The sequence below is a fragment of the Microbacterium sp. genome (genome assembly GCF_047606685.1).
Classification (GTDB): Bacteria; Actinomycetota; Actinomycetes; order Actinomycetales; family Microbacteriaceae; genus Microbacterium.
Window position 1 is genome coordinate 15,309 of the sequence record NZ_JASGEC010000023.1, and the last position, 21,768, is coordinate 37,076.

Here is a 21,768-nt window from a genome sequence, read left to right on the forward strand (position 1 = left end):
GCAAGGGCCATCGCACCCTCAGGGCGAGACGAGGAACAGCCCGCCCAGCACGCCGGGGTTGTGCGCGTGCACGAGCACCGCGAACACCACGGCGTCGAACAGCAGGTGCACCGTGACGACGTAGGCGAGCGAGCGCGTGCGCATGAAGATGAGTCCCTGCAGCAGCGCGAACGGGATTGTGAGCAAGGGGCCCCACGCCTGGTACCCGAGCTCCCACAGGAAAGACACGAACACGACGGCCTGCAGCAGGTTCGCCTGCCAGTCCGGGAAGTGCCGGCGCAGCAGCGCGAAGCACGTGCAGATGAAGAACAGCTCGTCCCAGATGCCGACGGCGCCGACGCCGACGAACAGCCGCGCGATGAGCTCGGGCGTGTCGACGACCGGCCAGTTCTGGTAGACGCCCGACGTGATGAAGTAGAACGGCAGGACCAGCCATCCGAGCACGAGCACGACGACCAGCCACGTCCACTGGAACGCCGACCAACGCCCGCCGCCGCGCCACGGGAAGCCGGTCGCCCGGTCGCGGAAGACGAAGCGCGAGACCACGTACGGCGCCACAACGGCGCCACCCAGCGCGAGCGCGAACCGCAGCATCGCCAGGTTGTCGAGCTCGGCCTTCAGCGGGATCCCGCTGACGATAAGCAGTCCGAGCGCGATCAGCGACAGGTCGCGCACGAGGCTCGGCCGTCGGAGGGATGCTTCGCCCGCGCCATCCTGCGGGTGCTCTCCGACCTCCACCCGCGCTTCGCTGCGGTCGGGCTGAAGGGGTTCGGGCTCGCGTGCGCCGCGCCGCTCGACGAGCAATGCGGCAGCGAGGCCCGCGGCTAGCAGCAGCCATCCCGGCCAGGGCACACGCAGCACGAAGAACGCGGGCGCCGCCAGGCACACCAGCAGCGCCGGCGCGAGGCCCCGCGACCCCGGCGGGCGGGCGGCCGGAGCAGCGGCGGGGTAGGCGGGCACGCGTCACCCGTCCACGGGGTGGGCCAGCTCGTCCTGCGACGGGACGGAGGGAACGGGCGCGGATGGCGACACGCCGCTCACACCCGGCTCCGGCGGCGGTAGGCGAGGTCGCGGATGCTGCGGCCCTTGGCGATGCCCTTGCGCTCGAACGCGGTCATCGCCCGGCCGTCGAACCGCGGCGCCCACTCGCCTGCGAACGCGCGCTCGAACTCGGGCGCCGCGTCGAGGACCTCGCGCATCCGCACCGCGTAGTCCTCCCAGTCGGTGGCGAGCCGCAGCATCCCGTCGTCGCGCAGAGCGCGCCCGACGACGGCGCCGAACCCGGGCTTGACCAGCCGCCGTTTGTTGTGCCGGGACTTGTGCCACGGGTCGGGGAAGAAGACCCACGCCTCGTGGACGGATGCCTCGGGCAGCAGCGTCTCGAGCACCTCGGGCGCGTTGGCCTCGACGAGCCGCAGGTTCCCGGCGCCGACGCGGTCGGCGTCGAGCATCGTGCGCGCGAGCCCCGCGCGGAAGACCTCGACCGCCAGGAAGTCGTCGCCCGGACGGGATGCCGCGGCCGCGACGATCGCGTGGCCTTGGCCTGAGCCGACCTCGACGACGAGGGGCGCTTCGCGCCCGTACACGGCGGCCGGGTCGATGCGCGCGTCGGGGTGCACCGACGTCGCCGCGACATGCCGGGGCACGTCGAGCAGGTAGCGCGGCGCGAGGTCGACGAACGCGCGCTCCTGCGCCTGAGACATCCGGCCGCTGCGGCGCACGAACGAGACGGGCGAGTCGCGGAAGGCGCGCGCAGGGTGCTCGGACACGCCCTCAACGCTACCCACCGGCGCCGTCACGGGGCGGCGGTCACGTAGTCGATGAGCTCTTCGACGCGGCCCAGGAACAACGGCTCCAGGTCGCGGTAGCTCGACACCGCGCCGAGCACGCGGCGCCACGCGGCAGCCAGGTCGGCCTGCGTCGCGGCGGGCCAGCCGAGCGCGCGGCACACGCCCGTCTTCCAGTCCACGCCCCGGGGCACGTCCGGCCAGCGCGGGATGCCGAGGGCCCGCGGCGTGACGCACTGCCACACGTCGACGAACGGGTGGCCGACGATGAGCACGTGCGCCCCGTGCGGGCCGGCCGCGACCTCGCCCGCGATGCGCGACTCCTTCGAGCCGGCAACGAGGTGGTCGACCAGCACGCCGTACCGCCGCCGCGGCGACGGCGGGTCGTCGCGCAGCGCGGCGTCGAGCAGGTCGATGCCGGCGAGGTACTCGACCACGACGCCCTCGGCGCGCAGGTCGTCGCCCCACACCCGCTCGACGAGCTCGGCGTCGTGCCTGCCCTCGACGAGGATGCGGCTGGCCCGCGCCACGCGGGCGCGCTCGTCTCCAGCCGCGAACGACCCCGACGCCGTGCGCCGCCGCTCGGGAGCCGCCTGCGACAGCGGCGCCACGAGCCGCACGAGCTCGCCGTCGAGCAGGAAGCCGCCGCCGAGCGGGAACAGCCGGCGCCGCCCGTGCCGGTCTTCCAGTTCCACCTCCCGCGCCGTCGCGCGGGTCACCTCGCCGACGTACCCGTCGTCGTCGCGCTCCAGCACGAGCCCGCGGCACGCTTGGATCTCGGGCGTCTTCTTGGCCGACCGCTCCCGCCATCCGGCCGCCAAAACGTCGTGTCCGTAGCGGTCGTCCACGGCATCCCTCCCCTGCGCTCGCATCGGCCGTCGGCCACGCTACCCGGGGTTCGCGCTACCGCGAGGCGGCACGCCACTCATAGAGTGGGAAGCGGACTGTTCCGGAGGACATGGATGCGCAAAGCTTGGGCAACGACGCTCGCGTTGCTGGCGATGGTTTGGGCCGGCCCGGTGGCCGCCGCGTCGGCGACCGATCCGGTCACGCTCGGCGCCGACTACGTGCTCGACGAGGCCGGCGTGCTCTCGGCAGACCAGGTGTCGCAGGCGGAGCGGTCGATCACCGCGTTCCGCGGCGAAACGGGCCTTGACCTGTGGGTCGTGTTCGTCGACTCGTTCACGAGCCCGAGCGACCCCGAGGAGTGGGCGAACGAGGTCGCCAGCGGCAACGGCCTCGGCCCGACCCAGTACCTGCTCGCCGTCTCCGTGGACGGCCGCCAGTTCTACTTGTCGGGCGACTCGGCGGGCCCGACCGACGACGACCAGCTCCTCGCGATCGAGCAGGAGCGCATCCAGCCGCAGCTCGCCGACGAGAACTGGGCGGGCGCGATCGACGCGGCTCTCGCGGGCCTGACCGACGCCGTCGGCGGCGGCGCGAGCGCGCAGGGCGGCGCCGGTGGCGGGCTCATCACGACCGTGCTCGTGGTGGTCGTCGTGATCGTGGCGATCGTGCTGGTCGTGGTTCTCATCCGCAAGCGGAAGAAGCAGGGCTCGGTCACCGGCGGCGGGCAGCCGGCGCTGGAAGACCTCGAGCGGCTGGCCGGCTCGGCGCTCGTGCAGATGGACGACGCGGTGCGCACGAGCGAGGAGGAGCTCGGCTTCGCCCGCGCGCAGTTCGGCGACCAGGCCACCACCGAGTTCTCCGCCGCGCTCGACGCCGCGAAAGAGAGCCTCAACCGCGCGTTCGCGCTCAAGCAGCAGCTCGACGACAGCGTTCCCGACAGCGAGGAGCAAAAGCGCGCGTGGAACGGCGAGATCGTCCAGCTGTGCGAGCAGGCCAGCACTGCTCTCGACGAGAAGGCCGAGGCGTTCGACGAGCTGCGCAAGCTGGAGCAGAACGCCCCGGAGGCCCTCGCCCGCGTGCAAGAGCAGCGCGCGGCGATGGAGCCGCGCATCGCCCGGGCACAGGCCGCGCTCGCCGAGCTCGGCGCCCGGTACGCGCCGGCGGCGCTGTCCACGGTCGCCGACAACCCCGAGCAGGCCCGGCAACGCCTCGCGTTCGCGGACGAGCAGTTGACGGCCGCCCAGCAAGACATCGGCGCGGGCAAGGGCGGCGAGGCCGCCGTCGGCATCCGCGCGGCGGAGGAAGCGGTCGGCCAGGCCGGACTGCTCAGCGACGCGGTCGGCAAGCTGGGCGACGACCTGGCCAAGGCCGAGGCGTCCATCGCCGAGCTGGTGGCAAACCTGCAGCAAGACATCGCGACGGCGCAGACGCTGCCCGACGCGGACGGGCGGATGGCAGGAGCGATCGCGTCCACGCGGCAAGCCGTCGCCACGGCGACCGGCGCGGCGTCCGGGAGCGGGGGGCTCGCGCCGCTGCAGGTGCTCGCGAGCCTCGAAGCCGCCAACACGCAGATCGACGGGCTGGTCGCCTCCGTGCGCGACGAGCAGGAGGCGGGCCGCCGCGCCCAGCAGCAGCTGGGGCAGGCCATCATGCAGGCTCAAGCCCAGGTGTCCGCCGCGGAGGACTACATCACGGCGCGGCGCGGCGCGGTCGGCGCCGAGGCCCGCACGCGGCTCGCCGAGGCGGGCGCCTCCCTCGTGCAGGCGCAGCAGTTGCAGGCATCCGACCCGCAGCAGGCGCTCGCCCAGGCGCAGCGCGCCGCCCAGCTCGCCGGGCAGGCGATCCAGCACGCGCAGAGCGACGTGGGCGGGTTCGACGGCGGCGGCATGTTCGGCGGCGGCGGCTCGGGCGGCGGCGGGAACATGATGGGCGCGGTGCTGGGCGGCATCGTGATCAACTCGCTACTCAGCGGCGGCGGCCGTCGTGGCGGCGGGATGCCGAGCGGCCTGGGCGGGTTCGGCGGCGGCCGCGCCTCGCGCGGGGCGGGGCCGGGAAGCTTCGGCGGCGGGGGAACCCGCAGCCGCAGAGGGGGCGGCCGGTTCTAGGCTGCTCCGAAGACTTCGATAGGAAGGAAACACACGATGGTAAAGCAGTCCATCTTCGGCCGTATCTCGACACTGGTGCGAGCGAACATCAACGCGCTCCTGGACCAGGCCGAAGACCCCCAGAAGATGCTCGACCAGCTCGTCCGCGACTACACCAACAGCATCGCCGACGCGGAGTCGGCCATCGCGGAGACGATCGGCAACCTGCGCCTGCTCGAGCGCGACCACCAGGAGGACGTGCAGACCGCGGCCGACTGGGGCCAGAAGGCGCTCGCCGCCAGCAAGAAGGCCGACGAGCTGCGCGCGGCGGGAAGCACCGCCGACGCCGACAAGTTCGACAGCCTGGCCAAGATCGCCTTGCAGCGCCAGATCGGCGCGGAGAACGAGGCGAAGGCGGCCGAGCCGACGATCGCCGCGCAGAACGAGGTCGTCGACAAGCTCAAGGACGGCCTCAACGGCATGAAGCAGAAGCTCGAGCAGCTGAAGTCGAAGCGCTCCGAGCTGCTGGCCCGCGCAAAGGTCGCCGAGGCGCAGACGCGCGTGCACGACGCCGTCAAGTCGATCAACGTGCTCGACCCGACGAGCGAGCTCGGGCGCTTTGAGGACAAGGTGCGCCGGCAGGAGGCCCTCGCCGCCGGCAAGCAGGAGCTCGCCGCCTCGTCGCTTGACGAGCAGTTCAACCAGCTCGACGACCTGGGCGAGCTCACCGAGGTCGAGGCGCGGCTGGCCGCGCTGAAGTCCGGCGGCGCGCCCGCGGTCACCGCGGGCGCCGCGGCGGCCGCTCCGGCCGCCATCGAGGAAGCGGTCCCCGCGGCCGCCGACTACTCCGAAGAGTGAGTGGATGCCGCGGTGGCGCCCCGCTTGTCGGCGGCGCCACCGCGGCGTGAGACGACATGGCCCGATTCGTCATCGTTCCGCAGTGGCAGGGCTCGCCCTCGTCGCGAGCCATGATGCTCATGGACGGCGCGCAGGCGATCGCCGGCGACCTTCCGCGCTCGGCCTGCGTCACGCTCGACGTGCCGCTGGAAGCCGGCGAGTCCCTGGACACCGGCGTTCCGCGCTACAGCGCGCTCAGCCGCATCCGCACCGCTCTCGACCAGGCGCTGGGCGGCCGCGCCGAGCCGGTCGTCGTGGTCGGCGGCGACTGCGGCGTGTCGGTGGCCGCCATCGGCGCGGTCGCCGCGCGCGAGCCGAGCCTCGCGGTCGTCTGGTTCGACGCGCACCCCGACCTGAACACGCCGAGCACGTCGCCGTCCGGCGCGTTCAGCGGCATGGCGCTGTCGGCCGTGCTCGGCGACGGGCCGAGCGGACTGTCGCTGCCGGTGGGAGCCGTGCCGCGCTCGCGCGTCGTGCTCGCCGGGGCGCGCGCGTTCGACGCAGCCGAGACGCAGCGCGCGGCGGAGCTTGCCGCCGTGCTCTCGCCCGACGCTCTCACCGACCCGCGCGCGCTCGTCGACGCGGTGGCGGCGACCGGGGCGACAGCGGTCTTCGTCCACGTCGACCTCGACGCCCTCGACCCCGCCGCGCTCACCGGGGTGACCTCGCCCGTTCCCTTCGGGCTCGACGTGCCCTCGCTCGTGGCGGCGATCTCGGCGCTGCGCGACGCGTTCCCGCTCGCGGGCTCCACGATCGCCGGGTTCGCGCCATCCAGCCCCGCCGCCGCCGTCGACGACATGGGCGCGATCCTGCGCGTCGTCGGGTCGCTGGCATGAACGCGCCACCGAGCTGGCGGGCGGCCGCCGAGGCCGCGGTGGTGCGCGGGCAGCGGCTCGACCGCCGCATCCCGTCGTTCCTGCTCGACTCCCCGATCAGCCTCGCCGGCTACTGGTACGGCACCGCGGTCGGCTGGGTGTGGGGCACGCTGTGGAGCACCGGGCGCGTCGAGCGCCGCAACGGCCTGTGGGTGTTCCGCGGCCTGCCGACGTGGGCGTACGCGCGCGGCGGCGTGTGCGTGGGCGGGTGCTTCCTGACCGGCAGCGGCGTCATCGACGAGCGCCTGCTCGCCCACGAGGCCGTGCACCGGGCGCAGTGGCGGCGGTACGGCATGCTCATGCCGCTGCTCTACCTGCTGGCCGGGCGCGATCCGCTGCGCAACCGGTTCGAGATCGAAGCGGGCCTGGAGGACGGCCGCTACCTGCCGCGCCGCTGAGCGGCCCGTGCCCGGGTCAGCGGGCGCTGAGCAGGCCGAAGCGCTCGGGCGCGTGGATGCGGGCGACCGGGATGCCGCGCCGCTCGGTGAGGTGGTCGACGATGTCGGCGGTGCCGAGGTAGCCGCCGAGGAGATGGATGCGGGTGCCCTCGTCGTCGTGCTCGTCGCACAGCATCTCGTCGGCCCACGCCGTCACGGCGCGGGCGAGCGCCGCGCCGGGAGCGCACGAGCGGCCGGTGCCGGGCTCGCCCGTGCGCACGGAGCGGTCGAGCCACGTGAGCACCATGCGGGCGGGGACGCGGATGTCGCAGACGTGCGTGGCGTCCGGCACCTCGATGAACACCCGGCCCGTGGAGCACAGCGGCAGGGTCGCCAGCAGCGCCTCGAGCTCGACGAGAGACCCCTCGTCGGCCGTGATGAGGTGCTGCACGCGCGCGTGCCGCGACTGGCGGCACGCGTGGCCGTTGTGCTCGACGTGTTCCATGACGAGGCCAGTATACCCCCACCAGGGAAGCCTTGCCTTACTTAGCCCCCGGTCGTTGAGCGAGCGCAGCGAGACGAAACGCGGCGACCGGCAGTCACTTCGGCGGAACGGGGTAGCGGCCCGCGATCGTGATGCGGTTGAACGCGTTGATCGAGACGAGCACCCAGCTGAGCGCGACGTACTCCGCCTCGGACAGCACCCCGCCGACGCGGTCGTACACGTCGTCGGGGATGCCGTCCTCGTGGATGAAGGTGAACGCCTCGGCCAGCTCCAGCGCCGCCCGCTCTCTCTCGGTGAACACGCCGGACTCGCGCCACACCGCGAGCTGCGCGATCACGTCGGCGTCCACGCCCGCCGCGACAGCGCGGTCGACGTGCACGCGCACGCAGTAGGCGCAGCCGTTCAGCTGTGACGCGTGGAGCTGGACGAGCTCTTTGAGCCGCTCGTCGACGCCCGCCTCGGCAGCGAACTCGCCCACGGTGCGGGAGAACGCGGCGAGCGCGTCGTACGCCGGTCGGGCGGAGCGGGACAGGTGGACACGGCGTTCGGCGGCCATGGTCCCACAGTAGCTGCGACAATGGCGGCGTGAGCGAACCTGCCGACGAGTTCTCCTTCCTCGCCGAGCAGGCCGCCGACATCGGGGTCGACCCGCCGCTCCCCCGTGGCGAGCGAGTGGGGATGACGCTGCCCGACGGGCGGGCGCTCAGCGCCATACGATACTCGCCCGGCCCTTCGACAGGCTCAGGGACCGCTTCCGGGCCCGCCGTGACGTTCTTGCACGGCGCGGGCCTGAACGCGCACACGTGGGACACGACGATCCTCGCCCTGGGCCTGCCCGCGCTCGCGATCGACCTGCCCGGCCACGGCGACTCGTCGTGGCGGGCGGATGCCGCCTACACCGCCCGTGTGCTCGCGCCGGACGTCATCGCCGGGATGGACGCGTGGACCGACGAGCCGCAGACGCTGGTCGGGCATTCGCTGGGCGGGCTGACCGCGGCGGCGGTCGCGGCATCCCGTCCCGATCTGGTCCGCCGACTCGTCATCGTCGACATCACTCCGGGAATCGACCCCGACGGCAACGCGAGCGCGCTGCGGGAGTTCTTCGCCGGGCCCGCCGACTGGGCGAGCCGCGACGAACTCGTCGAGCGCGCGCTCGCGTTCGGGCTCGGCGGGTCGCGCACGGCGGCGACCCGCGGCGTCTTCTTCAACTCGCGGGTGCGCCCCGACGGGCGGGTCGAGTGGAAGCACCATTTCGCGCGGCTCGCCAACGCCGCCACCGCGGCCCCTGAGCACCGCACTCCGACCCCTGAGCACCTCACCCCGGCCCCTGAGCCTGTCGAAGGGCCGCTCGCAGCCTTGCTCGCCTCCACCGGCTGGGAAGACTTCTCCCGCGTGCAGGCGCCCCTCCTCCTCATCCGCGGCGACCGCGGTTATGTGACCGAGCAGGACGCGGCAGACTTCGCGGCCCGGCTCCCCCAGGCATCCATCGTCACCCTCCCCTCCGGCCACAACGTGCACGAGGCGCTGCCGCTCGAACTCGGCCGCCGCATCGCCGAGCTGGCGACCAGCGACGACGGAGCCACGATCCAGGCCTGAGCCCCCGACGCGGGCCCCTCAAAATCCGACCTCCCGGCGTGCTCGCCTCCCTGCGTGCTTGCCCTGTGGGGCGAAGGTGGCGCGTTGCGCCGCATCCCCCAGCCCGACCCGACCACGCGCGCCACTTCGAGAACTTGGGTCCTGGGCGAAGGTGGCAGTTCGTGCCGGGACGATGGGCGGGATGCGGCAACGCGCGCCACTTTCACGTGGGGGGATGCCACGTGGCGGGGAAGGATTAACGCTTGTGTCTCGTTGGCCGTAGCACACGACACGCGCCGGCTCGACGGACTCTAGGCTGGACTGGCCCCTCGATATAGCCCGCAGCCGACGCGAAGCGTCCCGCGAAAGGATCCCGACCATGCGCCGCACCCGCCTCGTTCTCACCGTGACCGCACTGGCGGCCGCGAGCGCGCTGCTCCTGTCCGCGTGCACGGGCGGCGAGGAGCCGGCGCCGACTGCGACCGGCGCGCCCGACCCCGACGCGACGGTCGCGATCCGCCTTGTGCTCGAGCCGGGCAACCTCGACATTCTGCACACCGCGGGGGCGGCCCTGGACCAGATCCTCATCGACAACATCTACCAAGGCCTCGTGCGACGCTTGCCCGACCAGACCATCGAGCCGTCGCTGGCCAGCGAGTACACGGTGTCGGACGACGGCCTGACCTACACCTTCACCCTGCGCGAGGGAATCACGTTCCACGACGGCAAGAAACTGACGCCCGCGGACGTCGTGTGGTCGCTGCGCACACAGAAGAAGGAGGGCACCGACGCCGCGCGCCTGTCGCGCGTGAAGAAGATCCAGGCAAAGGGCCAGACCATCACGCTGACGCTGTCTGAGCCCGACTCCTCGCTGCTGTGGAACCTCAGCGGGCGGGCGGGCCTCGTGTTCAAGCGCAACGACACGATCGACTACAAGACCGCCGCCAACGGCACGGGGCCCTTCACACTCCTGGCCTGGAAGCAGGGCGACAGCATCACGTTCGAGCGCAACGACGAGTACTGGAGCGACAAGGCGAAGGCAAAGCAGATCGCCTTCCACTACGTGCCGGACAACCAGGCGGCGCTCAACGGAGCGCTGGCCGGCGACTTCGACGTGCTCACCGGCTTCGATGCGACCCTGAAAGACCAGGTCGAGGCGAATGGCGACTTCCAGCTCGTGCTCGGCTCGGCCACCGACAAGTACGTGCTCGCGATGAACAGCACGAGGGAGCCGCTGTCGGACAAGAACGTGCGCAAGGCGATCCGCCAGGCGATCAACCACGACGCGCAGATCGAGCTGGCCGGCGCGGGCCGCCCCCTGTACGGGCCGATCCCCGAGCCCGACCCGGGCTACGAAGACCTGTCGAGCCTGGTTCCGTACGACCCGGAGGCGGCCAAGCAGCTGCTGGCCGACGCGGGCGCCGAGGGCACGGCGCTGACGCTCACCGTGCCGTCGTTCTACCCGACGGCGGTGTCGACGGCTCTCGTCTCCGACCTCGACGCGGTGGGCATCACCCTGACGGTCGACACCGTCGATTTCAACACGTGGATCGACCAGGTGTACACCAACAAGGACTACGACCTGTCGCTCGTCGACCACGCCGAGGCCCGCGACTTCGAGAACTGGGCGAACCCGGACTACTACTTCACGTACGACAGCCCCGAGGTGCAGAGCCTGTACCAGCAGTCGTTGAGCGCCGTCGACGAGGCCGCTGCCGCCGATCTCCTGAAGCAGGCCGCGCGCATCGTGTCGGAGGACATGGCGGCCGACTGGATCTTCAACTGGCAGTCGGTGCAGGCCGTCGCCACCGGCATCACCGGGCTCCCGGCCGACAACGTCAATGCCCGCCTCTTCCTGGTGGACGTCGCCAAGAGCACGGAGTGATCCGCTACGCGCTGACCCGGCTCGCCCTGCTGGTGGTGGGCCTGTTCGTGGCCAGCGCGCTGATCTTCGTGACTCTGCGGGTGCTGCCCGGCGACGTCGCCCAGCTCATCGGCGGAGTCACCGCCACGCCCGAGCAGGTCGCGGCGATCCGCGAGGAGCTGGGCCTGAACGTGCCGCTGACCGCGCAGTACGCGGCGTGGGCCGGCGGGATCCTGCGCGGCGACCTGGGCCACTCGATGCTCACCGGCTCGCCGGTCGCCGCCGAGATCGCGGAGAAGTCCGCCGTCACGCTGCCGCTCGGACTGCTGTCGCTGACCATCGCGCTGCTGTTCAGCATCCCGCTCGGCGTCGTCTCCGCGATGCGCCGCGGGCGGGCGGGCGGCACCGCACTGAGCGTGAGCGCCCAGGTGCTCGCGGCGGTGCCCGTGGTGTGGGCCGGGATGATGCTGGTCATCGCCTTCGCGCTGTGGCTGCACTGGCTGCCGGCGCAGGGCTTCCCCCGGACAGGATGGCAGCAGCCCGCCACCGCGCTGCGCTCGCTGCTGCTGCCCGCGCTCACGATCGGGATCATCGAGGGTGCCGTGCTGCTGCGGTTCGTGCGCAGCGCGACGCTGCAGGCGGTCGGCCAAGACTTCGTGCGCACCGCCGCGGCCAAGGGTCTCACGCGCACGCAGGCGCTGGTGCGCCACGGACTGCCCAACGTCGGCCTCTCGGTCATCACGGTGCTGGGGCTGCAGGTCGCCGGCATCATCGTCGGCGCCGTCGTGATCGAGCAGTTGTTCGGCCTTCCCGGAGTGGGACGGATGCTGGTGGCCGATGTCGGCAACCGCGACCTGCCCAAGGTGCAGAGCGAACTGCTCGTGCTCACCGGCTTCGTGCTGGTGGTGGGCTTCGTGGTCGACCTCGCCCACCGGGCAATCGACCCGCGGCTGCGGCAGACGGAAGCAGAATCGTGAGGCGGGGCTGGCTCCGCCGGCTGTGGGCGCTGTCCACGGGCCGCTTCGGAATCGTCGTCGTCGCCGCCGTCGCCGCGACGGCGGCAGTCGCGCTGTGGTGGACCCCCTTCAACGTGCGGCACGCCGACGTCCCGAACCGCTGGGCTCCGCCCGGCTGGCCGCACCTGTTGGGCGCTGACGCGACGGGTCGCGACATCCTGAGCCTGATCATGGGCGGCGCGCGCACCACCGTCTTCGTCGCCGTGGGCGCGGGCGTGGTCGCCACCGTCCTCGGCATCGCGCTGGCGGCGGTCGGAGCGCTCAGCGCGCGGTGGGTGCGCGAGGCGACGGCCGTTCTCGTCGACATCCTCATCGCCTTCCCCGTGCTGCTCATCGCGATGATGATCTCCGCGGTGTGGGGCGGCTCGCTGTGGGTCGTCGTGTGGTCGGTGGGCATCGGCTTCGGCGTCAACATCGCGCGCGTCACGCGCCCCGAACTGCGGCGCGTGCTGCACAGCGACTTCGTGCTCGCCGGCCGCTCGGCGGGCCTCACCGCGACGCAGAACCTGTGGCGGCACCTGCTCCCCAACGTGGCGCCGGTGTTCATCGTGCAGCTGTCGTGGGGCATGGCGATCGCGGTGCTCGCCGAGGCCGGGCTGTCGTACCTCGGCTTCGGCGCGCCGGCGACCGAGCCGTCGTGGGGCGTGCTGCTGGCCGACCTGCAGCAGCACATCACGGTGCACCCGCTGTCGGTGGTGTGGCCAGGGCTCGCGATCACGGTCACGGTGCTCGGGCTGAACCTGCTCGGCGACGCGCTGCGCGAGGCCACCGACCCCACGCTGTCGCGCGGCCGCGACCGGCTGCACCCGCCACGAGCCGCGATCCGCCACGTTCCGGGGGTGCGCGCATGAGCCTCGCGGTGCACGACCTCGTCGTCGAGCTGGGCGGCCGGCGCGTCGTCGACGGTGTGTCGTTCGAGGTGCCCGACGGCGCGCGGCTGGGCCTGATCGGCGAGTCCGGCTCGGGCAAGTCGGTCACCGCGCTGGCGATCCTCGGGCTGCTGCCGGAGAGCGCGAGCGTGACCGGCAGCGTGCGGTGGGGCGGCCGCGAGCTGCTCGGACTGCCCGACCGCGAGCTCGCGCAGCTGCGCGGCGACGAGATCGGCATCGTGTTCCAAGAGCCCCGCACGGCGCTGAACCCGATCCGCACCGTCGGGCGGCAGATCGCCGAGTCGGTGCGCATCCACCGGCGCCTCGACCGGCGCGCGGCGCGCGCGCGAGCGGTCGAGGAGGCCAGGCGCGTGTCGCTCCCCGAGCCCGAGCGCATCGTGGCCCGCTACCCGCACCAGCTCTCCGGCGGGCAGCGCCAGCGCGTCGCGATCGCCGTCGCGCTCGCGTGCTGGCCGCGCCTGCTGATCGCCGACGAGCCGACGACAGCGCTCGACGTGACGATCCAGGCCGAGATCCTCGAGCTCCTCCACGGGCTCGTCGACGAGGCCGGCATGTCGCTCGTGTTCATCACGCACGACCTGGCCGTGCTGTCGCAGATCGCGACCCACGGGGTCGTGCTCGCGAACGGCCGCGTGGTGGAGTCCGCCCCCGTGCGCGACCTGCTCACCGCGCCGCGCTCGCCGGTCACGCAGGGCCTGCTGCGCGACGCCACGGCGACTCTGTGGCGGCCGGGAGGGGACTCGTGACGGCGCTCATCGAGGGTCGCGGGCTGAGCCGCCGGCATCCTCTCCCGAAGGACTCGCTGTTCGAGCGGCGGCGCTTCACGACCGCGCTCGACGACGCGTCGCTGAGCGTGGCGGACGGCGAGGCGGTCGGCGTGATCGGCGAGTCGGGGTCGGGCAAGTCGACGCTGGTGCGGCTGCTGTTGGCCCTGGACCGGCCGACGTCGGGCACGGTCGAGTTCGAGGGCAGGGAAGTGGATGCCGCGGCGCCCGCCCGGTCGCTGCATTGGCTGCGCCGCGCCACCGGCGTGGTCTTCCAAGACCCGTACGCGTCGCTGGACCCGCGCATGAGCGTCGGGCGCATCGTGGGCGAGCCGCTGTGGGCCCTCGGGATCGGCGGCGACCGTCGCGCTCGCGTGCGCGACGTGCTCGAGCAGGTCGGGCTGGAAGCGGATATGGCCGGGCGATTCCCGCACGAGCTGTCGGGCGGGCAGCGCCAGCGCGTCGCGATCGCGCGCGCCATCGTGCACGGGCCGCGGCTGCTGGTCGGCGACGAGCCGCTGTCGGCGCTGGATGTCACGGTGCGCGCGCAGGTGCTCGAGCTGCTGCGCGCGCTGCGCCGCCGCAACGGGCTGACGCTGCTGCTCGTCTCGCACGACATCGGCGTGGTGCAGAACCTGTGCGACCGGGTCGTCGTCATGAAAGACGGACGCATCGTGGAGCAGGGTGCCACCGCGCGCGTGCTGCACCACCCGCAGGCGGACTACACACAGCGACTTCTCGCGTCGATACCCGTCATCGACGCGTGACCCCCGCGCGGATGTCGGCGGCACGACGTAGCCTCAGATCATGAGGAATCTTCGGCACGCGATCGTTCCGCCATACCTGCTGGCGCGGCTCGCGGCCAGCGCGAGCCCGGCGTTCCCGCGCGCGGCTGACGCCGCCCAGCGCACGTTGCTCGCGCCGCGCTCGTACACGTCGCAGCGCTCGCGGCTGACCTTCTCGATGGAAGACGGCGAGTTGGTCGCGGGGGTCGAGCCCGCGCCCGATCGCGTCGTCTCCGACGCGGGCAACTCGACGCGGCTGCCCGGACTGGTCGTGCGCCGCGAGGCCGACCCCGCCGGGGACGACACCGCGGTGAACGAGGCGTTCGACGGGCTCGGGGCGACCTTCGACCTGTTCGCGCAGGCGTTCGGCCGCAACTCGATCGACGGCGCCGGGATGCCGTTGCGAGCGACCGTGCACTACGGGCTCGACTACGACAACGCCTTCTGGGACGGCACGCAGATGGTCTTCGGCGACGGAGACGGCGAGGTCTTCGCGGGGTTCACCTCGTCGGTCAGCATCATCGGCCACGAGCTCGCGCACGGCGTGACCGAGCACTCCGGCGGCCTGGTCTACCAGGGCCAGTCGGGCGCGCTGAACGAGTCGATGTCGGATGTCTTCGGTGCCCTCACCGAGCAGCACGCGATCGGCCAGACCGCCGACGAGGCATCGTGGCTGATCGGCGCGGGCGTGTTCACCGACGCCGTGCAGGGCGACGCGCTGCGCTCGATGAAGGCGCCCGGAACGGCGTACGACGACGACGTGCTCGGGAAAGACCCGCAGCCCGCGCACATGCGCGACTTCGTCGAGACGAGCGACGACAACGGCGGCGTGCACATCAACTCCGGCATCCCCAACCACGCCTTCCACCTTGTCGCGACCACGCTCGGCGGACGCGCGTGGGAGCGGGCGGGGCTGATCTGGTACCGCACGCTCACCGGCGGAACGCTGTCGCCGACGTCCGACTTCGCGGCCTTCGCGGGCGCGACCCTGGCCACGGCGAGCGCGCTGTTCCCTCCGTCGGAGGGCGAGGGCGGCGCCGAGTCGGAGGAGACGGCTGCCGTGCGCGCGGCGTGGGCCGAAGTCGGGGTGCAGGAGCATGGCGCCGAACCCGCCCGCTGAGGCCGCCGTCGAGGTCACCGTCACCCGCACCGGCGGCGTGGCGGGGCTGCGTCGCCAGTGGCGGGTCGAACCGGGGGCCGACGACGCCCCCCGCTGGGTGGCGCTCATCGAGGACTGCCCGTGGGACGAGCTCCCCTCGGCGAGCCCGCCGGGCGCCGACCTGTTCGTGTGGCAGGTGTGGGCGCGCTGCGTGGCCGACGACGGCGAGCGGGTCGAGCGCGATGCGGAACTGCCGGACCCGCGCGTGCAGGGGCCGTGGCTCGAGCTCATCGCCGCGGTGCGCGCGGCCGCCTCTTCTGCTTGAGGCTGAGCTGCATGTTGACGACGCCGAGCCAGCGCCCGATTGCGAGGCAGCGGTCCACCGCCATATTGGGCGCTCTTCGGACATTCGGTGGGGGTTATGGGGTGAGTCCGCCGGCGGCGAGGAGCATGCGTAGCCGGTAGTTGTCGCGGTTGCGGAACCCGCGTGCGAGTCGGCGGTGCAGTTCGATGATGCCGTTCACGGCTTCGGTGCAGCCGTTGGATGACCGTCCGGTCGTGAAGTACGCGAGGAATGCCGAGCGCAGCACACTACGCAGGCGCACCCTCCGGGCTGGTTGGAGTAACGCTGGCCACCCTCTTTGGTGCTGGAGCTGGTCTGCTTGCGCTCTGGTCCCGGTCTCTGCTGCCCGGCATGCTTGCGCACATGATCGCCGACATAGCAATTATTGGATCGCTGGCCAAATGAGAGAGATGGGATCGGATGAAAGGGGATCCGCTCCCGCAATCATTATCCGGCCATGAGGATCGCCTGGGGTCTCGATTGCCAGTTCGTATGCCGTGGAGCCAGACTTTGTTACGAAATCAAGCACCTCATACACGTCCTCTGCTCCGACGATCCTCTGCGTTCGCGAGAACCACTGCCCGGGCGCCTCTTCTGACCAAAGCGTGACCCAGTACACGGGATGTATGTGCTCCGTGTGAGCCGCGGCCGGGTCCGCATCGTTCACACGCATGACGGAATCATAGCGGCTCGCGGCGTCATCCGAGACGACCGATCAGGCCGTCACCGGCGCTCGTACGCACTATGCACCTATCCCGTCATCAACGCATGACTTAACGCCGGCGTCAGCGCCCGAGCAGGCCGCGCTTGCGGGCGGGCTTGAGGCTGAGCTGCATGTTGACGACGCCGAGCCAGCGCCCGAACTTGAAGCCGACCCGCCCCATGCGGCCCCTCTCGACGAAGCCGAGCCGCTCGTGCACGGCGATCGACGCCTCGGCGCCCTTATCGCTGATGACGGCGATGATCTCGCGGATGCCGGCCTCGCGGCACGCCTCGACGAGCGCCTCCAGCAGCGCCCTGCCCAGGCCTTTTCCCGCGGCGGCCTGCCCGAGGTAGATCGAGTCCTCCACCGTGTGCCGGGCCGCGGACCTGCCCGACCACGGGTGCACGAGGGCGTACCCGAGAATCTGGCCCGTGGGCCCCTCGGCGACGAGGAACGGCATGTTGTGCTTCGTCAGGTGCGCGAACTTCGCACGCCACTGCGCGTGCGTCCACCTCCTCTCATCGAGCGTGACGACGGAGTTGGTGACGTAGTAGTTGTAGATCTCTCGGACGTCGGGCAGATCGCGTTGCTCGGCGGGCCGGATGGTGTACGAGAACTCCCGTTCCGGCTCGGCCTTCTTCCGCAGGTGGCGCGGGAGCTTTCGGCGCTCCTTCTCGTATTCCTCTTCCAGCATGCGACGTCCCTACTCCGGCACGCGCCAGTCCACGGGCGCGGCCCCCTGCTGCTCGAGCAGTGCGTTGGCGCGCGAGAACGGCTTCGAGCCGAAGAAGCCGCGGCTCGCCGACAGGGGCGAGGGATGCGGCGACTCGATGATCGGCGTCGAGCCAAGGAGTGGGCGCAGGCTCGCGGCATCCCTCCCCCACAGGATCGCGACGAGCGGCCCGCCGCGGCCGACGAGCGACCGGATCGCGTGCTCGGTCACGCGCTCCCAGCCCCAGCCGCGATGGGATGCCGAGGCCCCCGGCGCGACGGTGAGCACTCTGTTCAGCAGCATGACGCCCTGGTCGCTCCAGGCCGACAGGTCGCCGTGGGCGGCTGGGGGGATGCCGAGGTCGTCGTGCAGCTCGCGGTAGATGTTCTCCAGGCTCCGCGGCAGCGGCCGCACACTGCGCTCCACAGCGAACGAGAGGCCGATGGGGTGCCCGGGAGTGGGGTAGGGGTCTTGCCCGACGATGAGCACGCGCACCTCCGACAAGGGCCGCTGGAACGCGCGCAGCACGCGGTCGCCGGCGGGGAGGTAGTGCCGGCCCGCGGCTGTCTCCGCGCGCAGGCGGTCGCCGAGGGCCGCGATGTCGGGCCCGACCGGGGCAAGCGCCTCCGCCCAGCCGCGGTCGACGAGGCCGGCGCCTGCCAACTCGGGCAGCGTCATCGCCACGGCGTCATCCCGCGGCGTCCTCTTCGACCACCGAGCCCTGCGCCGACCACGGGAAGTCGATCCACAGCGCGGTCTCTGTGAACGAGTAGTCGGGCGTGACGATCGTGGTGGGCTTCGTGTAGACCACCGCCGACCGCACGTCGGCGCCGCGCTCGGCCAAGAGGTCGACGGCGAGCCGCAGCGTGCGCCCGCTGTCGGCGACGTCGTCGACGAGCAGCACGCGGCGGCCGGCGAGGTACGCGAGGTCGAGGTCGGGCGGCAGCAGCACAGGCGCGTCGAGCACGGTGCCCACCCCCGTGTAGAACTCGACGTTGAGCGCGCCGCAGCTCTTCACGCCGAGCGCGTACGAGATCGCGCCAGCCGGCAGCATCCCTCCGCGCGCGATGGCGACGACGACGTCGGGCACGAAACCGTCGGCGATGATCGCTCGGGCGACCTCGCGCGCCGCCTCGCCGAAGCCGTCCCACGTGAGGATCTCGCGCTCGTCGGCCACGTCAGTGCTCCCTTCCTCGCGGCCGCAGCGGACCGCGCGCCAGCAGGTGTTGCGCCGACTGGGCCACCGGCCGCATCGACACCAGGTCGAGGTTGACGTGGCCGGGCGCGTTCATCGCGTACGCGATCACGTCGGCGACGTCCTCGGCCGTGAGCGGGTCGGCGACCCCGTCGTACACGCGCGCCGCAGCCGCAGCGTCGCCGCCGAGCCGGTTCAGCGTGAACTCGTCGGTGCGCACCATGCCCGGCGCGATCTCGACGACGCGGATCGGCTCGCCGTTGAGCTCGAGACGCAGCACATGCGGGACCATCGCCTCGGCCGCCTTCGCGGCGTTGTACCCGCCGCCACCGGGGTAGGGAGTGAACGCGGCGGTGGAGGTCACGAAGACGGTGTCGGCATGGCCGTCGGATGCCGCGGCCTCCCGCAGCAGCGGCAGCAGCGTCGACACGACCAGCTGCGCGGACAGCACGTTCACCTCGTACATCCACGTCCAGTCCTCGAGCCTTCCGTCCTCGACGCGGTCGGCGCCGCGCGCGCCGCCTGCGACGTGCACGAGCGCGTGGACTGGGCCCGAGTCGGCGAGCCACGCGGCGAGCGCGTCGACATCCACCTTCCGGGTGAGGTCAGCGGCGAACACCGCGGCTCCCGTCTCGGCCTCCAGCTCGGCCAGTCGGTCCGCGCGGCGGGCGACGCCGACGACATCCCACCCGCTCTGGCGTAGAGCGCGCACCGTCGCCGCGCCGATTCCCGAGCTCGCCCCCGTCACGACAGCACGCCTGGTCATGGCTACCACGCTAGTGCCCGCCGGGGTCGATGTTGTTACGTCACATTTCCCCGTCGTTGTTGACAGAGCGGGGTGTTTGTAGCCTCGTGCACAGGCCCGCGGAGTCGCCGCGCGCCGCGCAACCACCAGGAGCCATCGACATGTCCGCACCCGAGAACTGGCGCTTCGAGACTAAGCAGATCCACTCCGGCGCGCAGCCCGACCCGACCACGAAGGCCCGCGCCACCCCGATCTACCAGACCACGTCGTACGTGTTCGACAGCGCCGACCACGCCGCGAACCTGTTCGCGCTGGCCGAGTTCGGCAACATCTACACGCGCATCCAGAACCCCACCCAGGACGTCGTCGAGCAGCGGGTCGCGGCGCTCGAGGGCGGCACCGGAGCGCTGCTGCTGTCCAGCGGCCAGGCGGCGTCGACGTTCGCCATCCTGAACATCGCGGAAGCGGGCGACCACTTCGTGTCGTCGAGCTCGATCTACGGCGGCACGTACAACCTGTTCAAGTACACGCTGGCCAAGCTCGGCATCGACGTCACGTTCGTGGAGAACCAGGACGACCCGGAGGAGTGGCGCCGCGCGGTGCGCCCGAACACCAAGCTGTTCTTCGCCGAGACCGTGGGCAATCCGCAGATCAACGTGCTCGACATCCAGGCCGTCGCCGACGTCGCGCACGCCAGCGGCGTCCCGCTCATCGTCGACAACACCGTCGCGACGCCGTACCTCATCCGTCCGTTCGAGCACGGCGCCGACATCGTCATCCACTCGGCGACGAAGTTCCTCGGCGGCCACGGCACCACGATCGGCGGCATCATCGTCGACGGCGGAAAGTTCGCGTGGTCGCAGAACGTCGAGAAGTTCCCCAGCCTGACCGAGCCCGACCCGTCGTACCACGGCGCGTCGTACACCACCGCGGTCGGCGACGGGCTCGCCTACATCATCAAGGCCCGCGTGCAGCTGCTGCGCGACCTGGGGGCGGCGATCTCGCCGCAGAGCGCGTGGCTGCTCATCCAGGGCATCGAGACGCTGTCGCTGCGCATCGAGCGCCACGTGCAGAACGCGCAGGAGATCGCGGAGTGGCTGGACAACCAGGACGACGTGGCGTCGGTGAACTACTCCGGCCTGCCGAGCTCGCCCTGGTACGCCGCCGCCAACCGCTACGCGCCCAAGGGCGTCGGCGCGGTGCTGTCGTTCGAGTTGAAGGGCGGCGTGGAGGCCGGGCGCGAGTTCGTCAACGCGCTCACGCTGTTCAGCCACCTCGCCAACATCGGCGACGTGCGCTCGCTCGTCATCCACCCGGCCTCGACGACGCATTCCCAGCTCACCCCCGAGCAGCAGCTCACCGCCGGTGTGACCCCGGGCCTGGTGCGCCTGTCGGTCGGAATCGAGAACGTCGACGACCTCAAGGCCGACCTCGAGCAGGCGCTCGCGGCAGCCCGTCGGATCGGCGAGGCCGCGCGCGCCTGAGCCGCCACTTTCCCGTTGAGCACCCATCCGAAGGTGGCGCGAAGCGCCGCATACTCGCCAGCCATGCGGCGTGACGCGACACCTTCGCGCGCGTAGCCTGGGCTCCGTGGACGACCCGCTCGCGCAAACCTATGACGACTTCGGGCGCCGTTGGGCGCGCGGCACGTCGCCGCTGTACCAGGAGTGGTCGATCGGCATCGCCGGCGACCACGGCATCCTCGATCTTCTCCGCGCCCTGCCGCGGCGCATGCAGCAGCCGAACCTCGTCTTCGCGGCGGCGCGATGGGAGGGGTGCCCGCTGGGCGGCTACCCCGAGTGGCGGGCGTGGGCGCTGGAGCACTGGGATCGCATCGTCGAGACCGCCGCCGCGCGCTCGACGCAGACGAACGAGCCCAACCGGTGCGCCACCTTGGTGCCGCAGTTCGCCCGCATCGACGGTCCTGTCGCGCTGCTGGAGGTTGGCGCCGCCGCCGGTCTCTGCCTGTTCCCCGATCGGTACGGCTACGACTATGCCGGGCCCGACGGCGCGAGCCGTCTCGATCCGCCGGGCGGCCGGTCGGCGGTGAGCCTGGCGTGCCGCATCGACGAACCGCCACCGGGCCGCGTGCCCGAGGTCGTGTGGCGGCGCGGAATCGACCTCGACCCCATCGACGCCCGTGACGAGGCGGCGATCGACTGGCTGGCGACGCTGATCTGGCCGGGCCCCGACCACGACGCCCGTGTCGCGCGCCTGCGGGCGGCGGCGCGCGTGGCCGCAGACGATCCGCCCGAGATCGTGCGCGGCGATCTTTTGGAACGGACGGCGGATGTCGCGGACTCCGCGCCCCGGGACGCCCACCTCATCGTCTTCCACAGCGCTGTGCTGCTCTACCTCGACGCCGAGCAGCGGCGGCGGTTCGCCGATCTCGTCACGGGGCTCGGCGACGCGCTGGGGCGGACGATCACGTGGCTCTCGAACGAGACGGCGGGGACCCTCCCCGAGATCGACGCCCAGCTCCCCGAGGGGATGGACGCCTCGGGCCGGTTCGTGCAGACCGTGGATGGCGCCGCGGTCGCGCTGGCCGGACAGCACGGCGCGACGTACGAGACGGCCCTGTTTCGCTGACCCCGCTGCCCCGCTGGGCCCGCGCGGCCGCTGGGCCCGCTGTCCCGCAGCCCGCGCGGCCTGGTCAAGCCCCGTCGCGCTATAGGAACCCGCAGTCGCGCGTGCGATTCGCAC

The 21,768-nt window shown here is 72.1% G+C and carries 24 protein-coding genes and 1 pseudogene; 15 read left to right on the forward strand and 10 right to left on the reverse strand.

The window, feature by feature from the left end; translation table 11 throughout:
• Positions 1-18 precede the first annotated feature (18 nt).
• The 3 genes from QM611_RS02780 to QM611_RS02790 form a co-directional block, all read right to left on the reverse strand.
• Positions 19-960, reverse strand: a complete 942-nt coding sequence (locus tag QM611_RS02780) for a CPBP family intramembrane glutamic endopeptidase (protein WP_415078376.1) — start codon at positions 958-960, stop codon at positions 19-21.
• 77 nt (positions 961-1,037) lie between these two features.
• Positions 1,038-1,703: a tRNA (guanosine(46)-N7)-methyltransferase TrmB gene (trmB, locus tag QM611_RS02785; RefSeq protein ID WP_415078400.1), complete on the reverse strand. Its 666-nt coding sequence runs from the start codon at positions 1,701-1,703 to the stop codon at positions 1,038-1,040.
• 92 nt (positions 1,704-1,795) lie between these two features.
• Complete coding sequence (locus QM611_RS02790) at positions 1,796-2,635, reverse strand: DUF3097 family protein (protein WP_415078377.1); 840 nt, start codon at positions 2,633-2,635, stop codon at positions 1,796-1,798.
• A 114-nt stretch (positions 2,636-2,749) separates the two neighbouring features.
• On the opposite strand from QM611_RS02790, the gene QM611_RS02795 reads away from it, so the two are divergent.
• From QM611_RS02795 to QM611_RS02810, 4 genes are read left to right on the forward strand one after another with little or no spacing between them, the layout of a single operon-like run.
• The gene (locus tag QM611_RS02795) at positions 2,750-4,741 is read left to right on the forward strand and encodes a TPM domain-containing protein (protein WP_415078378.1); all 1,992 of its coding nucleotides are present in this window, start codon (positions 2,750-2,752) and stop codon (positions 4,739-4,741) included.
• A 36-nt stretch (positions 4,742-4,777) separates the two neighbouring features.
• Complete coding sequence (locus tag QM611_RS02800) at positions 4,778-5,578, forward strand: PspA/IM30 family protein (RefSeq protein ID WP_415078379.1); 801 nt, start codon at positions 4,778-4,780, stop codon at positions 5,576-5,578.
• A gap of 56 nt (positions 5,579-5,634) precedes the next feature.
• Positions 5,635-6,453 (forward strand): arginase family protein, encoded by an 819-nt coding sequence (locus QM611_RS02805; protein WP_415078381.1) that lies wholly within the window; start codon positions 5,635-5,637, stop codon positions 6,451-6,453.
• On the forward strand, positions 6,450-6,890 hold the full coding sequence (locus tag QM611_RS02810; RefSeq protein WP_415078382.1) for a Fe-S oxidoreductase: 441 nt from the start codon (positions 6,450-6,452) through the stop codon (positions 6,888-6,890). Before QM611_RS02805 ends, QM611_RS02810 begins: the two co-directional genes overlap by 4 nt.
• A 16-nt stretch (positions 6,891-6,906) precedes the next feature.
• Here QM611_RS02810 and QM611_RS02815 read toward each other — a convergent pair whose 3' ends face one another.
• Both QM611_RS02815 and QM611_RS02820 read right to left on the reverse strand, forming a co-directional pair.
• Positions 6,907-7,374, reverse strand: a complete 468-nt coding sequence (locus QM611_RS02815; RefSeq protein WP_415078383.1) for an SIP domain-containing protein — start codon at positions 7,372-7,374, stop codon at positions 6,907-6,909.
• Between the two features lie 94 nt (positions 7,375-7,468).
• Positions 7,469-7,930, reverse strand: a complete 462-nt coding sequence (locus QM611_RS02820; RefSeq protein WP_415078384.1) for a carboxymuconolactone decarboxylase family protein — start codon at positions 7,928-7,930, stop codon at positions 7,469-7,471.
• Between the two features lie 29 nt (positions 7,931-7,959).
• Here QM611_RS02820 and QM611_RS02825 point away from each other — a divergent pair, with 29 nt between their 5' ends.
• From QM611_RS02825 to QM611_RS02860, 8 genes are all read left to right on the forward strand, one after another.
• Positions 7,960-8,970, forward strand: a complete 1,011-nt coding sequence (locus QM611_RS02825; RefSeq protein WP_415078385.1) for an alpha/beta fold hydrolase — start codon at positions 7,960-7,962, stop codon at positions 8,968-8,970.
• Positions 8,971-9,328: 358 nt separating this feature from the next.
• Positions 9,329-10,834 carry an ABC transporter substrate-binding protein gene (locus tag QM611_RS02830; protein ID WP_415078386.1) on the forward strand — a complete coding sequence of 502 codons (1,506 nt, stop codon included), beginning with the start codon at positions 9,329-9,331 and terminating at the stop codon, positions 10,832-10,834.
• Positions 10,831-11,790: an ABC transporter permease gene (locus QM611_RS02835; RefSeq protein ID WP_415078387.1), complete on the forward strand. Its 960-nt coding sequence runs from the start codon at positions 10,831-10,833 to the stop codon at positions 11,788-11,790. The genes QM611_RS02830 and QM611_RS02835 overlap by 4 nt, the downstream gene beginning before the upstream one ends.
• Complete coding sequence (locus QM611_RS02840; protein WP_415078388.1) at positions 11,787-12,680, forward strand: ABC transporter permease; 894 nt, start codon at positions 11,787-11,789, stop codon at positions 12,678-12,680. The genes QM611_RS02835 and QM611_RS02840 overlap by 4 nt, the downstream gene beginning before the upstream one ends.
• Positions 12,677-13,465, forward strand: a complete 789-nt coding sequence (locus tag QM611_RS02845; protein WP_415078389.1) for an ABC transporter ATP-binding protein — start codon at positions 12,677-12,679, stop codon at positions 13,463-13,465. The genes QM611_RS02840 and QM611_RS02845 overlap by 4 nt, the downstream gene beginning before the upstream one ends.
• Positions 13,462-14,250 carry an ABC transporter ATP-binding protein gene (locus tag QM611_RS02850; protein WP_415078390.1) on the forward strand — a complete coding sequence of 263 codons (789 nt, stop codon included), beginning with the start codon at positions 13,462-13,464 and terminating at the stop codon, positions 14,248-14,250. The genes QM611_RS02845 and QM611_RS02850 overlap by 4 nt, the downstream gene beginning before the upstream one ends.
• Before the next feature lie 40 nt (positions 14,251-14,290).
• Entirely contained in the window at positions 14,291-15,388 is a 1,098-nt protein-coding gene (locus tag QM611_RS02855; protein WP_415078391.1) for a M4 family metallopeptidase, read from the forward strand.
• A complete protein-coding gene (locus QM611_RS02860) occupies positions 15,366-15,692 on the forward strand; it encodes a hypothetical protein (protein ID WP_415078392.1) in 327 nt (108 codons plus the stop codon). The genes QM611_RS02855 and QM611_RS02860 overlap by 23 nt, the downstream gene beginning before the upstream one ends.
• Positions 15,693-15,786: 94 nt before the next feature.
• Here QM611_RS02860 and QM611_RS02865 read toward each other — a convergent pair.
• Positions 15,787-15,951: pseudogene (locus QM611_RS02865) on the reverse strand (transposase); the annotation flags it as partial.
• Here QM611_RS02865 and QM611_RS02870 point away from each other — a divergent pair.
• The gene (locus QM611_RS02870; protein ID WP_415078393.1) at positions 15,942-16,115 is read left to right on the forward strand and encodes a type II CAAX prenyl endopeptidase Rce1 family protein; all 174 of its coding nucleotides are present in this window, start codon (positions 15,942-15,944) and stop codon (positions 16,113-16,115) included. The pseudogene QM611_RS02865 and the gene QM611_RS02870 overlap by 10 nt on opposite strands.
• Positions 16,116-16,495: 380 nt before the next feature.
• Here QM611_RS02870 and QM611_RS02875 read toward each other — a convergent pair whose 3' ends face one another.
• The 4 genes from QM611_RS02875 to QM611_RS02890 are packed head-to-tail and all read right to left on the reverse strand — an operon-like array spanning position 16,496 to position 19,086.
• Positions 16,496-17,107: a GNAT family N-acetyltransferase gene (locus QM611_RS02875; RefSeq protein WP_415078394.1), complete on the reverse strand. Its 612-nt coding sequence runs from the start codon at positions 17,105-17,107 to the stop codon at positions 16,496-16,498.
• Positions 17,108-17,116: 9 nt separating this feature from the next.
• Complete coding sequence (locus QM611_RS02880; protein WP_415078395.1) at positions 17,117-17,809, reverse strand: uracil-DNA glycosylase; 693 nt, start codon at positions 17,807-17,809, stop codon at positions 17,117-17,119.
• Positions 17,810-17,813: 4 nt separating this feature from the next.
• Complete coding sequence (locus QM611_RS02885) at positions 17,814-18,302, reverse strand: phosphoribosyltransferase (protein ID WP_415078396.1); 489 nt, start codon at positions 18,300-18,302, stop codon at positions 17,814-17,816.
• Position 18,303: 1 nt separating this feature from the next.
• Entirely contained in the window at positions 18,304-19,086 is a 783-nt protein-coding gene (locus QM611_RS02890) for an SDR family oxidoreductase (protein ID WP_415078397.1), read from the reverse strand.
• 140 nt (positions 19,087-19,226) lie between these two features.
• Here QM611_RS02890 and QM611_RS02895 point away from each other — a divergent pair, with 140 nt between their 5' ends.
• Positions 19,227-20,549 (forward strand): bifunctional o-acetylhomoserine/o-acetylserine sulfhydrylase, encoded by a 1,323-nt coding sequence (locus tag QM611_RS02895; RefSeq protein ID WP_415078398.1) that lies wholly within the window; start codon positions 19,227-19,229, stop codon positions 20,547-20,549.
• A 106-nt stretch (positions 20,550-20,655) separates the two neighbouring features.
• Positions 20,656-21,654: a DUF2332 family protein gene (locus QM611_RS02900; protein WP_415078399.1), complete on the forward strand. Its 999-nt coding sequence runs from the start codon at positions 20,656-20,658 to the stop codon at positions 21,652-21,654.
• The last annotated feature ends 114 nt before the right edge of the window (positions 21,655-21,768 follow it).

Coding starts and splice junctions, on each gene's coding strand:
- trmB (WP_415078400.1), bottom strand. CDS start 1,703: ATGTCTCAGGCGCAGGAGCGCGCGTTCGTCGACCTCGCGCCGCGCTAC.
- QM611_RS02795 (WP_415078378.1), top strand. CDS start 2,750: ATGCGCAAAGCTTGGGCAACGACGCTCGCGTTGCTGGCGATGGTTTGG.
- QM611_RS02800 (WP_415078379.1), top strand. CDS start 4,778: ATGGTAAAGCAGTCCATCTTCGGCCGTATCTCGACACTGGTGCGAGCG.
- QM611_RS02805 (WP_415078381.1), top strand. CDS start 5,635: ATGGCCCGATTCGTCATCGTTCCGCAGTGGCAGGGCTCGCCCTCGTCG.
- QM611_RS02810 (WP_415078382.1), top strand. CDS start 6,450: ATGAACGCGCCACCGAGCTGGCGGGCGGCCGCCGAGGCCGCGGTGGTG.
- QM611_RS02815 (WP_415078383.1), bottom strand. CDS start 7,374: ATGGAACACGTCGAGCACAACGGCCACGCGTGCCGCCAGTCGCGGCAC.
- QM611_RS02820 (WP_415078384.1), bottom strand. CDS start 7,930: ATGGCCGCCGAACGCCGTGTCCACCTGTCCCGCTCCGCCCGACCGGCG.
- QM611_RS02830 (WP_415078386.1), top strand. CDS start 9,329: ATGCGCCGCACCCGCCTCGTTCTCACCGTGACCGCACTGGCGGCCGCG.
- QM611_RS02845 (WP_415078389.1), top strand. CDS start 12,677: ATGAGCCTCGCGGTGCACGACCTCGTCGTCGAGCTGGGCGGCCGGCGC.
- QM611_RS02855 (WP_415078391.1), top strand. CDS start 14,291: ATGAGGAATCTTCGGCACGCGATCGTTCCGCCATACCTGCTGGCGCGG.
- QM611_RS02860 (WP_415078392.1), top strand. CDS start 15,366: ATGGCGCCGAACCCGCCCGCTGAGGCCGCCGTCGAGGTCACCGTCACC.
- QM611_RS02870 (WP_415078393.1), top strand. CDS start 15,942: ATGCCGAGCGCAGCACACTACGCAGGCGCACCCTCCGGGCTGGTTGGA.
- QM611_RS02875 (WP_415078394.1), bottom strand. CDS start 17,107: ATGCTGGAAGAGGAATACGAGAAGGAGCGCCGAAAGCTCCCGCGCCAC.
- QM611_RS02890 (WP_415078397.1), bottom strand. CDS start 19,086: ATGACCAGGCGTGCTGTCGTGACGGGGGCGAGCTCGGGAATCGGCGCG.
- QM611_RS02895 (WP_415078398.1), top strand. CDS start 19,227: ATGTCCGCACCCGAGAACTGGCGCTTCGAGACTAAGCAGATCCACTCC.